We start from the raw sequence: 12,931 nt of genomic DNA, 5'->3' as shown, positions 1-12,931 counted from the left end.
ACCTCAAAGGCCAAGTGCGCGGCGATGGCATTGATGGATTCCTGATCCTGAGAGGTATTAAGCAGCAGGGTTTTGCGATCGTTCCCACGCTCTGCGTGGGAATGCATCCCGTGACGCTCTGCGTCACCACTGCGCATGACTTTAACCTTGCATCGCCAGTTGGACGCAGAGCGTCCGAGGCGGCATTCCCACGCAGAGCGTGGGAACGATCATCCAGTGGGCTCGAGATTTGTGTCAGGCTTCCAACCGCCGCCGAGTGCTGTCACCAAACTCACACTCGCCTGCAACTGCCGTGTCTGCACCGCTTGCAACGTGCGCTGTGCCTGCAACGCCGCGGTCTGTGCCGTCACCACATCCAGGTAACTCACAGCCCCTGCCTGATAACTGTTCATCGCCAGCGCTTGGGTGTGCTCCGCAGCATTCGCGGCGGCCTGTTCATCCATCGCCTCCTGCTGCAAATCACGCAGTTGCCCAAGGTTGTCTTCCACCTCACGCACGGCTCTTAACACCTGGCTACGATAGTGCGCCGAAGCCTCTTCAAACTCCGCCTTGGCCTGGCGTTCATTGGCGCTCAGCCGTCCGCCATCAAAGATCGGCAGGTTGACCAAGGGCCCCAGCGCCCAGTACCGATTGGCCGCCGAGAACAGGTTGCCGACGCCTTGGGTCTGCCCGCCAATCAACCCGGTCAAACTGAAATCCGGATACCACGCGGCCTTTGCCACGCCGATATTCGCGTTGGCCGCAAACACCCGTCGCTCCGCCGCCGCAATATCCGGCCGGCGTTGCAGCAGATGGCTCGGCAGCTGTTGCGGAATCCCCGGCAACGCAATCAATTGCCGGCTCGGCGGCAGCTGGAATTCACTGGCCGACACACCCACCAATTCACCAATCGCATGCTCGGTGAGATTGCGCTGACCGCGTACATCGTCAAGCTGGGCCTCGGCTTCAGCCAGCTGATTCTGTGCGCGGGTCAGGTCGAGTTCCGAGGCGATCTGTCCTTCATACCGGCTGCGGGTCAGTTGCAGCGCCTGGCCAAAATCATCCAGCGAACTGCTGAGAATCCGGCTCTGCGCATCCAGCCCGTTGAGCTGCACGTACAGCGTCGCCAACTGATGCTGCAGGCTCAGGCGTGCCACCGCCAAATCATCCCCGGAGGCTTGGGCCTGCGCATCGCCAGCCGCCACTTGGTTGCGGATTTTGCCCCACAGATCCAGATCAAAGCTCAGCGCAAACCCCGCCGTGTTGCTGTTGTACACCGAAGGCTGGGTATCGCCCCGCAGCGGCCGGGAATCCGATTGGCGCTGACGCAACGGCTGTGCGCTGGCGGTGATTTGCGGGAACAATCCGGCATGCAACTGGCTGGCATACGCCTGGGACGCATCGAAATGCGCCAGCGCCGCCGCCAGGTCCGGGTTGGCCTTGAGCAGTTGTTCCTGCAGGTCGTTCAAGCGCTGGTCCTGGTAAAGCTGCCACCACTTCGGCGCCAGTTGGTCGGAGGGTTGGGCGCTGTGCCACGGACCGTCGCTGGTCTGTTCGCGGTATTTGGCCGGCAGGTCAATGGTCGGTGCCTTGTAGGTGGGCGCCAACGAGCAACCGTGCAGCGCCAGCAACACCAAGGCTGCGAGGGGTTTAAGCCTTGGGTGCATGGGCACCTCCGGCGTCGGCCAGTTGCACGGCGTCGCCTTCGCGCAGGGCGTCGGGCGGGTTGTCGACTACGCGATCGGCGGGTTTCAGGCCTTGATCGATGACCAGGCGCTCGCCGAGGTCGAGGCCGATGTGGATGTCTTGCAGGTGCACATGGTTCTTGGCGTCCAGAACCGCGACCTGGGTGCCTTGGGCGCGGAAGATCAGGGCGCTGGCCGGGATGCTCACACCATGGGTGTCTGCCGGAATCGCCAGGGTGGCTTCTGCGTAGTCGCCGGGCAGCAACTTGCCGTCCGGATTGTCTGCCACGAACTGCGCGAGCAGGGTGCCGGAGCGGCGGTCGATGGCGGTGGAGTCGCCCATCAGCTTCGCGCTGAAGTGTTCGCCGGGGTGCTCGGGTACCGTCAGTTGGGCGGCCAATCCGGGATGAATCACCGCCGCATAGTTCTGCGGCACCGGCACATAGAGCCGCAGTTGGTGGGTGTCGGCGATGTCGAACAGTTCCGGATCGCTGTCGCTGTCGGCCTTGATCAATTGGCCGATGTCGGTATTACGCGCGGTGATTACGCCAGCGAACGGCGCGCGGATGGTCTTGTAGTCTTCCAGGGCCGACAGCCGCGCATAGTCTGCCTCTGCTGCCTGGGCATTGGCCTTGGCAGCCAGGGCGTTGGAGGTTTTTTCATCGGCCTCCTGGCGCGATACCGAATGGCTGTCCAGCAGGTTTTTCCAACGGGTGGCGGTGGTTTCCGCCAGTCGTGCGTTGGCCTGTTCCTGCACCATGCGCGCGTGGGTTTGTGCCACTTGCTGGTCGAGGTCGGGGCTGTCGATCTCGGCGAGGATTTGCCCGGCCTTGACCTGGGTGCCGATGTCGACCTTCCAGTCTTTGAGATAACCGCTGACCCGCGCATGAATCGGTGCCTTGCTCCAGGCTTCCAGGTGTGCGGGCAGGCGCAGGGTGTCGCCGGCCGCGTTCTGCTTCGGCTGGAACACCAGCACCTGCGGCACTGCGGCGGTTTCGGTCCAGGCGGTGACGGATTTTTCATGCATCGTACGGGCGTGCAGGCCGTTGGCGACCAACAGGGCAGCCAGTGTCAGGCCGCCGACACCCATGAACATCAGACGCTTGCGCGAGGGTTTGTGATCAGACGACATGTGGGGTTTCTCCAGCAGCAGCGCGAGTAGGGTGACGACCGTGGACCAAACTGAAGACCACGGGTACAAACAGCAAAGTGGCAGTGGTGGCGAGGATCAGGCCGCCGATCACGGCACGTCCCAGCGGCGCGTTTTGTTCTTCGGACAAGGCCAGCGGCAACATGCCGATGATCATCGCCAGAGCGGTCATGCACACCGGGCGGAAACGTGTGTAGCCGGCTTCCAGTGCGGCCTTGAGTGCGTCGCCATGTTCGGCCAGGCGCTCTCGGCAGAAACTCACCACCAGGATCGAGTTGGCGGTGGCCACGCCCATACAGAGGATGGCCCCCGTGAGTGCGGGCACCGACAGCGAGGTGCCGCTGAGGAACAGCATCCACACGATGCCCGCGAGGGCCGCCGGCAGCGCGGTGATGATCACGAACGGGTCAGTCCAGGACTGGAAGTTGACCACGATCAGCAGGTAGATCAGCACCACTGCGCCGAGCAGGCCGAAGCTCAAGCCGTTGAACGCTTCATGCAGCGCATCGATCTGCCCGTGCAGGCTGATGGTCGCGCCTTTGGGGCGCATCGGGGCCATGTCATTCAGCACCTTTTGCACATCGCTGGCGACGCCGCCGAGGTCGCGGCCCTGCACGTTGGCGTACAGGTCCAGGGTCGGTTCGATGTTGTAGTGGGTCACCACCGCCGGGCTTTGTACCCGTGAAATCGTCGCCACGCCGCCGAGGATTTGCGACTGCCCATCGGCACCGGTCACCGGCAGCGCTTCCAGGGACGGCAGGCTGTCGAGGCGATACTGCGGGGTGGCAGCCACGATCGAATACGACACGCCATTGGCCGGGTTCAGCCAGAACGTTGGTGCGGTTTGCGAGCTGCCGGCCAGGGACGCAACCATGCTGTTGGTCACGTCGCGCTCGGTGATGCCCAGGCCGTTGGCGCGCATCCGGTCTACGTTGACTTGCAGTGACGGGTAGCCGGTGGACTGCTGGATACGCAGGTCGGCAATGCCCGGTACATGTTTCAGGCGACGTTCCAGTTCCACGGCGTAGGCGCGGTTTTCTTCATCGCTGCGCCCGGAGATTTTCACATCCAGCGGGGCCGGTGAACCGAAGTTGAGGATCTGGCTGCTGATGTCGGCCGGCAGGAAGGCGAACTGGCTGCCGGGGAAACTTTCGGGCAGGGCTTCACGCAGCTTTTTCACGTAGTCAGCAGTTGGCGCGTGGTCTTTTTTCAGGGTGACCTGGATATCACCGTCCTGTGGGCCGATGGTGCCGCTGCTGCTGTAGGCCATGTCGATGCCGCTCAGCGGAATGCCGATGTTGTCGACGATAGTGTCTAGTTCGTCGGCCGGAACGATCTCGCGAATCCGCGCTTCGATCCGGTCAAACGCTGCGGCGCTTTCTTCGATCCGCGTGCCCAGCGGCAAGCGCACATGCAGGGCCATGGCCCCGGCGTCGGTGGCCGGGAAGAAGTCCTGGCCCAGGCTTGGCAGCAGCAGGAACGAGGCAAGAATGCAGGCCAGGAAGCCGACGATGAAACGCTTGCGAGCACCCAGGGCCAGGGTCAGCAGGCTGTGGTAGACGTCGCGCACGTTGGAGAAGTGACGCTCGAAACCCTGCTGGAAATTCAGCACCGATTGCAGCACGGCGTTGCGCTGGGGTTTGTGCTGGTCGCCCTCGTGATGGTTGATGAATTCATCTTCCGGGTGATGGCCCTGGCCTTGCTCCGGCACGTGCGGCTTGAGCAGGAACATCGCCAGGGTCGGCACCAACGTTCGCGACAGAATGAACGAGCTGGCCATGGCGAAGATCACCGCCAACGCCATCGGGCGGAACAGATAACCGGCGATGCCTTGCAGCATGAACATCGGCACGAACACGATGCAGATACACAGCAGGGACACGAACGCCGGGCCGACAATCTGCTTGGCGCCGTCGAGGATCGCGTCTTTCACCGCCTTGCCTTGTTCCAGGTGCCAGTTGATGTTCTCGATGGTCACCGTGGCGTCGTCCACCAGAATCCCCACCGCCAACGCCAGCCCGCCGAGGGTCATGACGTTGAGGGTTTGCCCGGTGGCTGCAAGCAATGCGATCGCCGAGAGCACCGCCAGAGGAATCGACGCGGCGATGATGATGGTCGAGCGCCAACTGCCGAGGAACAGCAGGATCATTGCGCTGGTCAGCAACGCCGCGATGATGCCTTCCTGGGCCACGCTGCCCACCGACTGTTTAACGAACACCGAGGCGTCGCCGAGCAGTGAGGTCTTCAGTGAAGGCGGCAACGTTTCATTGATGCGCGGCAGCATCTGGCGGATGCCGTCGATAATCGACAGGGTGGAGATGCTGCCGTTTTTCAGGGCCGGCATCAGCACCGCACGGTGGCCGTCGACGCGCACGATGTTGGTCTGCGGCGGCGAGCCGTCACGCACGTGGGCCACCTGGCCGATGGTGATGATCGCACCGTCGACCGTCTTGATCGGCAGGTCGTTGAGCTCGTCAATCGCCTTGGGGCTGTTGTTGAGCAAGATCGTGTATTCGTTGGGGCCGAGTTTGGCGGTACCCACCGGGATGATCTGGTTCTGCAAGGCGAGAGCGTTGCCCACGTCCTGTGCCGACAGGCCTTTGGCGGCCAGCGCCTGCGGGTCGAGGTCGAGGGTGATCTGGCGTTGCTTGCCGCCCATTGGCGTGGGCATGGCCAGGCCGGGCAGGGCACTCAGGGGCAGGCGGATATTGTTCTGTACCAGGTCGCGGATTTTCGCTTCCGACAGGCTGGGGCTGGAGAACGCCATCTGCAGGATCGGCACCGTCGAGGCGCTGTAGTTGAGGATCAGCGGTGGGGTGATGCCCGGTGGCATCTGCTTGAGCACGGTTTGTGACACCGCTGTTACCTGGGCGTTGGCGGTGCGGATATCCACGCCGGGCTGGAAGAAAATCTTCACGATGCCCATGCCGGGTAACGACTGCGATTCAATGTGTTCGATGTCGTTGACGGTGGTACTCAGGGAGCGTTCGTAGGTGTAGATCACGCGACCGGCCATGGCGTCCGGGGACAGGCCGTTGTACTGCCAAACCACCGCGACGACGGGGATGCCAATGTCGGGAAATACGTCAGTGGGGGTACGCAAGGCCGCCATGGGCCCAATGATGCAGATGAATATTGCCAGCACGATAAACGTGTAGGGCTTGAGCAGTGCGGTCTTTACCAGCCCGAGCATGCCGTAACCTCCAAAGGAGTGGGATTGCAAACCCCGGCAGTCTTGCCCGACCCACCTAACACGCACCTTTCAGCCAGGTGAAGGAAGATTTAGTTAACGGCTGAAGATCCTTTCATATGTATTCATTTGTTCAATAATGGTGACAGTACCAAGCTGGATACCGATCGAACGGGAGCTGTTTTGCCCCTTCACTCTTTATCCATTTGGAGTTCTGCCATGTCTCTTAAACCCTTGTTGTTGATCCCGGCCTTGAGTGCGGTCCTGCTGTTGTCGGCGTGTGCCGGCCCGATGCCGAAGGCGGACCCGAGCGAAGCCTGGATCGGCCTGCAAGAGGAGGCGCCCAACGACCTGATGGCCGAGCGGGTAGACGGTAAAAACATTAATGATGGCCGCTACTTCGAAGTGAAACCTGGAGCCCATCGCCTGGATGTCACCTTGTTTGAAGAAGAGGCGGGGGATGACAATCAGCAGGATTGTCGCGGGCATGTTACTTACGGCAACTTCAAGGCCGGTGAACATTACACCTTGGTGGAATCCAGTCTGGGTACCACGGTGCGTGCCGAGTTGAAGGACGGCCACGGCAAGGAAGTGGCGCAGACCGATGACTTCAGTTGCATGCCTGGCTAAGGCGTCAGGCGTGGTGCCCGGCAGGTTTGTGCAGGTTGTCGGGCGCTGCGGGTTTTACCTGTGGGTGATGGTGCCGGCGGGTCACGCGCATCACGCCCCAAAGCATGGCGGCGGCGACGGCCAGCCAGCCACAGATCAAAAGTAGAATCGTTGTTGTCAGGCTCATAAGTGCCTCCTTTGCCCGGTACGGGGCACACACTGTCTTCTCAATGGACAGTCTAGCTATCCGCAGGTTGCCTGCTATTGACCAATGGTCGTGTGCATCCAACTTGTTTGCTCTATGGCGGGCCCTTTACTGCGGTACAAGGCTATACCCGCGCCCCTGAGCGTCCTATGATCAGGGCCCATGTCGGCAGTTGATCAAGTGAGTGAAGAAGTTGCGGTTTCCCTCGAACATTAAAACCTCCTGGTGGGTCGCAGCCTGTTTCATGGGGCTGGCGGCCTGCACCTCGCACCCTAAACCCACGAGCATCCCGGGCCTGCCGGAGAGCGTCGAACTCAAGGGCGTGCCGGCGTTTCGCGGCGAGACTTACCTCGGTGGCCCGGCCGCTCTGGCCAGCATGCTGTCCCAACAAGGCATTGTGATTACACCGGGGCTATTGGATAAGCCTCTGCATTTGCCGGGCGCCGAAGCGGACCTCGAGCGCAACATGCAGGTGTTGGCCCGTGAATACGGGATGTTGGTGTATCCGCTGGAAGGTCAGCTGCCGGCGCTGCTGGCACAGGTCGCGGCTGGGTACCCGGTGATGGCGCGTATCACCCAGGGCTCGACCTTCTGGGCCGGGCCGCGGTATGTCGTGGTGGTGGGTTACAACAAGCAGAAGAGCATGGTGTTGCTGCGTTCGGGCTTGGAGCGACGCATGCCGATGAATTTCAGCGCGTTTGAGTCGGCGTGGAAAGACGGCGGCAAGTGGGCGGTACTGATTCAGCGGCCCACCCAGTTGCCGGTCAAGGTCGACGCCCAGCGCTGGCAGCAGGCGGCAAGCGCCACGGCCCAGGCCGGACAGGAGCAGGCCGCGGCTCAGGCGGTCAAGACGCTGGCCAGTCAGGCCAAATAAAAAACGGCGCTCAAGGGCGCCGTTTTTTATGGGGTTATTTAGCTGTCAGCGCGACTCGGTCACCTGAACGTTCGCCCGTGGGCGGTTCTTCAGGTTCTTGTCAGCCTTGTAGCGCAAGGCGACGTCCGGCACCGAGCCGCTCTTGCCGGTCTCGACCCAGCTGCGGATGCGACTGGCATCGGCAAAGTGGGTGAACTTGCCGAAGGCGTCGAGGATCACCAGCGACACCGGGCGATTACCCATGCTGGTCACCAGCACCAGGCAGTGGCCGGCCTGGTTGGTAAAGCCGGTCTTGGTCAGCTTGATGTCCCAGTTGGCGCGGTTGATCAGGTGGTCTGTGTTGGAGAAACCCAGGGTGTAGTTGGGCTTGCGGAACGAGACGGTCTTTTCCTTGGTGGTACTCAGCTGGCTGAGCATCGGGTATTTGCGCGCGGCGGCCAGCAGCTTGCTCAAGTCGCGGGCGGTGGACACGTTGTGGATCGACAGGCCGGTGGGTTCTACATAGTGGGTGCTGGTCATGCCCAGCGCCTTGGCCTTGGCGTTCATCGCCGCGATAAAGGCCGGGTAGCCGCCCGGGTAGTGGTGGGCCAGGCTGGCGGCGGCGCGGTTTTCGGAGGACATCAGGGCAATCAGCAACATCTCTTTGCGCGGCATCTCGCTGCCGATCTTGACCCGGGAGAACACGCCTTTCATCTCCGGCGTGTCCTTGATGTTGATGTCGATGTATTCATCCATGTTCTGCTTGGCTTCCAGGACGATCAGGCCGGTCATCAGTTTGCTGACTGAGGCGATCGGCACGATGACATCCGGGTTGCTGGCATAGATGACTTTGTTGGTCTGCAGGTCTACCACCATCGCACTGCCGGAGGCGATGTGCAGGGTGGACATGTCGCGGGGGGCCATAGTGGTTTCGCCGGCGTTCGCGAAGGTGCCTGTAAATGCAAAAAATAGGCTGATGATGGAAAGATGAATTTTCACGCGGATGAACTCGCTAAAAAAAGTAGGGATATACCGTTTTGCACGGACTTTCTGATAAATGCCGTTACATTTTAGGAGTATGGATCAGAAACTGTCGAATGTTCATCTGAAAACAGATGAAAGCCCTTAAAAACTAAGAAAAAAGTACTTTTTATCCGGCCAATAAAAAGCCCTGCGATAAGGCAGGGCTTTTTCAGAGCAGCTGGTTATTAGCTGTGCAGGGTTTCGGCTGCGTACAGGGTATTTTCCAGCAGGCAGGCGCGGGTCATCGGGCCAACACCACCCGGTACCGGGGTGATCCATCCGGCGCGGGGCAGGGCTGTTTCGTACACCACGTCGCCCACCAGCTTGCCGTCGTCCTGGCGGTTGATGCCTACGTCGATAACGATGGCGCCTTCCTTGATCCACTCACCCTTGACCAGGCCGGGTTTGCCGGCAGCAACCACTACCAGGTCGGCGCGGCCAACGTGGCCAGCCAGGTCCTTGGTGAAACGGTGGGTGACGGTCACGGTGCAGCCGGCCAGCAGCAGTTCCATGGCCATCGGGCGACCGACGATGTTCGATGCGCCGACAACGACGGCATCCAGGCCATACAGATCGACGCCGGTGCTTTCCAGCAGGGTCATGATGCCCTTCGGAGTGCACGGGCGCAGCAGCGGAATACGCTGGGCCAGGCGGCCGACGTTATAAGGGTGGAAACCGTCGACGTCTTTGTCCGGGCGGATGCGTTCAAGCAATTTCGACGCGTCCAGGTGCTCGGGCAATGGCAGTTGCAGCAGGATACCGTCGATGGCCGGATCGTCATTGAGGCTGTCGATCAGGTCGGTGAGGGCCTGCTGGGTGGTGTCGGAATCCAAGTCGTAGGCTTTTGAGATAAAGCCGACCTCTTCACAGTCTTTACGCTTGTGCGAGACATAAACCTGAGAGGCAGGATCGCTGCCGACCAGGATCACCGCGAGGCCCGGCGTGCGTAGGCCTTGTTGGCTGCGCTCGGCGACTCGTTTGGCGATCTGCTGGCGCAGGCTGGCGGCGATTGATTTGCCGTCGATAAGTTGTGCAGTCATTACGCGTGATTAACCATCGAGAGGGGGAAGAAAAGTGCGCGCATTCTCGCATGCCATGGCGCGAGGGCAAAGGCGCTTGGTCTGCAAATTCCCCTAACCCCTTAAATAAAATGAATTTTTTATAAAAAGGATTTGACGGGTTTCGGGTGCATCTATACTATTCGTCGCACTTGTCGGGCACAGCCTAGCACTGGTTAGTTTGTAATCCTCCAAGAGTACAGATTAATAAGGCGCCCGTAGCTCAGCTGGATAGAGCATCCGCCTTCTAAGCGGATGGTCGCAGGTTCGAGTCCTGCCGGGTGCGCCATTAGGCAGCTTTGGCACAAGTAGCGCAATATGGTGGGCGTAGCTCAGTTGGTAGAGCACGGGATTGTGACTCCCGTTGTCGAGGGTTCGATCCCCTTCGTCCACCCCATATTTAAAAGGCGCCAGATTAATAGTCTGGCGCCTTTGCTTTAAAAGCTTCAAGCGCGGATGTGGTGGAATTGGTAGACACACTGGATTTAGGTTCCAGCGCCGCAAGGTGTAAGAGTTCGAGTCTCTTCATCCGCACCAAATAAAGCTTCATGAAAAGCCTGCTGGCTTTCCTGAGGCTCAACAAATAGCCATTTTGACGGGCTTTTTGGTCACGCAATATGGTGGGCGTAGCTCAGTTGGTAGAGCACGGGATTGTGACTCCCGTTGTCGAGGGTTCGATCCCCTTCGTCCACCCCATATTTCGAAAGGCGCCAGATTAATAGTCTGGCGCCTTTTTTGTTTCAGCGGTTTGAGTTTTAACGCAGTCGCAGGTGCTGGGCTGCAAGGGCAGGGCGTTTCGTCGTATTTATGTTTCGCGATGATGCCGCACTGCTCGCTGGCCTTGTCCGCAGGGTCGGTTGTCAGGGAGATGATTGGCAGCTGCTTCTATATATAGAAGGGTTGGCGCAGAGCCCTGGCGTGATGGGATGTATTTGCTACCGGGGCGAGCTGCACTCGTGCATTCGTACCTATAAATTGCCCGCTGTTTTTTTACCCGTTTTCAGTAGGGTGACTTCTTGAGTTTGACCCACTAGAATGCATGCCCTTGATTCTGGGGTCGGAAACGGCCAGCTAACGTCTGTGCAACGAGGAATATCCATGCAAGTTTCTGTTGAAAATACTTCTGCTCTTGAGCGCCGCATGAGCATCACCGTGCCGGCCGAGCGCATCGAGACCCAGGTCAACAAGCGTCTGCAGCAGACTGCCCAAAAGGCCAAGATCGCTGGTTTCCGTCCAGGCAAAGTGCCAATGAGCGAAATCAAGCGCCGCTTCGGTGCTGATGCACGTCAGGAAGCAGTAGGTGACGTGATCCAGGCTTCCTTCTACGAAGCCGTTGTCGAGCAAAAGCTGAACCCGGCTGGCTCGCCTTCCATCGAGCCTAAGTCCCTGGAAGCAGGCAAGGATCTGGAATACGTTGCAATCTTCGAAGTGTTCCCTGAATTCGAAGTTGCCGGTTTCGATTCGATCGCCATCGAGCGCCTGAGCGCTGATGTTGCTGACTCCGATCTGGACAACATGCTGGAAATCCTGCGCAAGCAGAACACTCGTTTTGAAGTGGCCGATCGCGCTGCCCAGAACGAAGACCAGCTGAACATCGATTTCGTTGGCAAGGTTGACGGCGAAGTGTTCGCTGGCGGCTCCGCCAAAGGCACTCAGCTGGTGCTGGGTTCCAACCGCATGATCCCTGGTTTTGAAGACGGCCTGGTTGGCGCCAAAGCCGGCGAAGAGCGCGTTCTGAACCTGACTTTCCCGGCTGACTATCAGAACCTGGACCTGGCTGGCAAAGCCGCCGAGTTCACCGTGACCGTCAACACTGTTTCCGAGCCTAAGCTGCCAGAACTGAACGAAGAGTTCTTCAACCAGTTCGGCATCAAGGAAACTGGCATCGAAGGTTTCCGCACCGAAGTTCGCAAGAACATGGAGCGTGAGCTGCGTCAGGCGATCAAATCCAAGGTCAAGAACCAGGTGATGGACGGTCTGCTGGCCGCCAACCCGATCGAAGTGCCTAAGGCCCTGCTGTCCAACGAAGTTGATCGTCTGCGCGTGCAGGCTGTTCAGCAGTTCGGTGGCAACATCAAGCCTGACCAACTGCCGGCCGAGCTGTTCGAAGAGCAAGCCAAGCGCCGCGTTGTACTGGGTCTGATCGTGGCTGAAGTGGTCAAGCAATTCGACCTCAAGCCTGACGAAACCCGCGTTCGCGAAATGATCCAGGAAATGGCTTCTGCCTACCAGGAGCCTGAGGCTGTTGTGTCCTGGTACTACAAGAACGACCAGCAGCTGAACGAAGTGCGTTCGGTTGTGCTGGAAGAGCAAGTTGTGGATACTGTTCTGCAGAAGGCTAAGGTGACCGATAAAGCGGTCTCTTACGAAGAAGCAGTCAAGCCGGCTGAAGCAGCACAAGCCGACTGATCGCTCAACTCGTTTGAAAATACACCCATAAGCCAGCCTCGCGCTGGCTTATGCGTATTCAAGACATGACTATTTGGGAGTAACTGCAGAGCATGTTCCGTAATTCGTATATTCAGCAGAACTCTGATATCCAGGCCGCTGGCGGCCTGGTCCCGATGGTTGTCGAGCAATCTGCTCGTGGCGAACGCGCCTATGACATCTACTCGCGCCTGCTCAAGGAGCGAGTGATCTTTCTGGTTGGTCCGGTAGAGGACTACATGGCCAACCTGATCTGTGCGCAGCTGCTGTTCCTTGAAGCGGAAAACCCGGACAAGGACATCCATCTCTACATCAACTCCCCGGGCGGTTCGGTAACGGCTGGCATGTCGATCTACGACACCATGCAGTTCATCAAGCCGAACGTATCGACCACCTGTATCGGTCAGGCGTGCAGCATGGGTGCTTTCCTGCTGACCGCTGGTGCTGAGGGCAAGCGTTACTGCCTGCCGAACTCTCGCGTGATGATTCACCAGCCACTGGGCGGTTTCCAGGGCCAGGCATCGGACATCGAAATCCATGCCAAGGAAATCCTCTTTATTCGTGAGCGTCTCAACACGCTGATGGCCAAACATAGCGGGCATACCCTGGAAGAGATCGAGCGCGACACCAACCGTGACAATTTCATGAGCGCCGAAGCGGCTCGTGAATACGGGTTGATCGACGCAGTGATCGAAAAGCGCCCCGCTTAATATAAGCAGCTCAAAATAGGGCTGGTCGGCAGGTCCGACCAC

10 protein-coding genes and 4 tRNA genes are annotated in these 12,931 nt (G+C 59.6%); 8 read left to right on the top strand and 6 right to left on the bottom strand.

Annotated elements, in window-relative coordinates:
* Window positions 1-209: 209 nt before the first annotated feature.
* The 3 genes from AU074_RS07890 to AU074_RS07880 are packed head-to-tail and all read right to left on the bottom strand — an operon-like array spanning window position 210 to window position 6,007.
* Window positions 210-1,646: an efflux transporter outer membrane subunit gene (locus tag AU074_RS07890; RefSeq protein WP_076014245.1), complete on the bottom strand. Its 1,437-nt coding sequence runs from the start codon at window positions 1,644-1,646 to the stop codon at window positions 210-212.
* Window positions 1,630-2,796, bottom strand: a complete 1,167-nt coding sequence (locus AU074_RS07885; RefSeq protein ID WP_076014244.1) for an efflux RND transporter periplasmic adaptor subunit — start codon at window positions 2,794-2,796, stop codon at window positions 1,630-1,632. Before AU074_RS07885 ends, AU074_RS07890 begins: the two co-directional genes overlap by 17 nt.
* Window positions 2,786-6,007 (bottom strand): efflux RND transporter permease subunit, encoded by a 3,222-nt coding sequence (locus tag AU074_RS07880; protein WP_076014243.1) that lies wholly within the window; start codon window positions 6,005-6,007, stop codon window positions 2,786-2,788. The genes AU074_RS07885 and AU074_RS07880 overlap by 11 nt, the downstream gene beginning before the upstream one ends.
* A gap of 216 nt (window positions 6,008-6,223) precedes the next feature.
* Between AU074_RS07880 and AU074_RS07875 the strand changes: the two genes are divergently transcribed.
* Entirely contained in the window at window positions 6,224-6,634 is a 411-nt protein-coding gene (locus AU074_RS07875; protein WP_076014242.1) for a hypothetical protein, read from the top strand.
* A 4-nt stretch (window positions 6,635-6,638) separates the two neighbouring features.
* Here the strand turns inward: AU074_RS07875 and AU074_RS34145 are convergent, their stop codons facing one another.
* Window positions 6,639-6,800 carry a hypothetical protein gene (locus AU074_RS34145; protein WP_173860366.1) on the bottom strand — a complete coding sequence of 54 codons (162 nt, stop codon included), beginning with the start codon at window positions 6,798-6,800 and terminating at the stop codon, window positions 6,639-6,641.
* Between the two features lie 262 nt (window positions 6,801-7,062).
* Between AU074_RS34145 and AU074_RS07870 the strand changes: the two genes are divergently transcribed.
* Window positions 7,063-7,692 (top strand): peptidase C39 family protein, encoded by a 630-nt coding sequence (locus AU074_RS07870; RefSeq protein WP_076014241.1) that lies wholly within the window; start codon window positions 7,063-7,065, stop codon window positions 7,690-7,692.
* 45 nt (window positions 7,693-7,737) lie between these two features.
* Here the strand turns inward: AU074_RS07870 and pbpG are convergent, their stop codons facing one another.
* Together pbpG and folD are read right to left on the bottom strand one after the other, a co-directional pair.
* Entirely contained in the window at window positions 7,738-8,670 is a 933-nt protein-coding gene (gene pbpG, locus AU074_RS07865; protein ID WP_076014240.1) for a D-alanyl-D-alanine endopeptidase, read from the bottom strand.
* A gap of 209 nt (window positions 8,671-8,879) precedes the next feature.
* On the bottom strand, window positions 8,880-9,734 hold the full coding sequence (folD, locus tag AU074_RS07860) for a bifunctional methylenetetrahydrofolate dehydrogenase/methenyltetrahydrofolate cyclohydrolase FolD (protein WP_076014239.1): 855 nt from the start codon (window positions 9,732-9,734) through the stop codon (window positions 8,880-8,882).
* Between the two features lie 230 nt (window positions 9,735-9,964).
* On the opposite strand from folD, the gene AU074_RS07855 reads away from it, so the two are divergent.
* The 6 genes from AU074_RS07855 to clpP all read left to right on the top strand — a co-directional run bounded on the left by AU074_RS07855 (window position 9,965) and on the right by clpP (window position 12,889).
* Window positions 9,965-10,041 (top strand) — tRNA-Arg (locus AU074_RS07855).
* A gap of 32 nt (window positions 10,042-10,073) precedes the next feature.
* A tRNA-His gene (locus AU074_RS07850) sits at window positions 10,074-10,149 on the top strand.
* 55 nt (window positions 10,150-10,204) lie between these two features.
* Window positions 10,205-10,289, top strand: a tRNA-Leu gene (locus AU074_RS07845).
* A gap of 83 nt (window positions 10,290-10,372) precedes the next feature.
* Window positions 10,373-10,448, top strand: a tRNA-His gene (locus tag AU074_RS07840).
* A gap of 402 nt (window positions 10,449-10,850) precedes the next feature.
* Window positions 10,851-12,161: a trigger factor gene (gene tig, locus AU074_RS07835; protein ID WP_076014238.1), complete on the top strand. Its 1,311-nt coding sequence runs from the start codon at window positions 10,851-10,853 to the stop codon at window positions 12,159-12,161.
* Window positions 12,162-12,253: 92 nt separating this feature from the next.
* Window positions 12,254-12,889, top strand: coding sequence for an ATP-dependent Clp endopeptidase proteolytic subunit ClpP (clpP, locus tag AU074_RS07830; protein ID WP_003174822.1), 636 nt, complete (start codon window positions 12,254-12,256; stop codon window positions 12,887-12,889).
* Window positions 12,890-12,931: the final 42 nt, after the last annotated feature.

The sequence above is a fragment of the Pseudomonas sp. ATCC PTA-122608 genome (genome assembly GCF_001952855.1).
Classification (GTDB): domain Bacteria; phylum Pseudomonadota; class Gammaproteobacteria; order Pseudomonadales; family Pseudomonadaceae; genus Aquipseudomonas.
Note: the sequence above shows the minus strand (reverse complement) of the source record. Positions and strands in the feature narration are given on the sequence as shown.

Excerpts from the sequence above, each read along its gene's own strand:
- AU074_RS07875 (WP_076014242.1), top strand. The coding sequence starts at position 6,224 with ATGTCTCTTAAACCCTTGTTGTTGATCCCGGCCTTGAGTGCGGTCCTG.
- AU074_RS34145 (WP_173860366.1), bottom strand. The coding sequence starts at position 6,800 with ATGAGCCTGACAACAACGATTCTACTTTTGATCTGTGGCTGGCTGGCC.
- folD (WP_076014239.1), bottom strand. The coding sequence starts at position 9,734 with ATGACTGCACAACTTATCGACGGCAAATCAATCGCCGCCAGCCTGCGC.
- AU074_RS07890 (WP_076014245.1), bottom strand. The coding sequence starts at position 1,646 with ATGCACCCAAGGCTTAAACCCCTCGCAGCCTTGGTGTTGCTGGCGCTG.
- AU074_RS07870 (WP_076014241.1), top strand. The coding sequence starts at position 7,063 with ATGGGGCTGGCGGCCTGCACCTCGCACCCTAAACCCACGAGCATCCCG.
- tig (WP_076014238.1), top strand. The coding sequence starts at position 10,851 with ATGCAAGTTTCTGTTGAAAATACTTCTGCTCTTGAGCGCCGCATGAGC.
- AU074_RS07885 (WP_076014244.1), bottom strand. The coding sequence starts at position 2,796 with ATGTCGTCTGATCACAAACCCTCGCGCAAGCGTCTGATGTTCATGGGT.
- AU074_RS07880 (WP_076014243.1), bottom strand. The coding sequence starts at position 6,007 with ATGCTCGGGCTGGTAAAGACCGCACTGCTCAAGCCCTACACGTTTATC.
- clpP (WP_003174822.1), top strand. The coding sequence starts at position 12,254 with ATGTTCCGTAATTCGTATATTCAGCAGAACTCTGATATCCAGGCCGCT.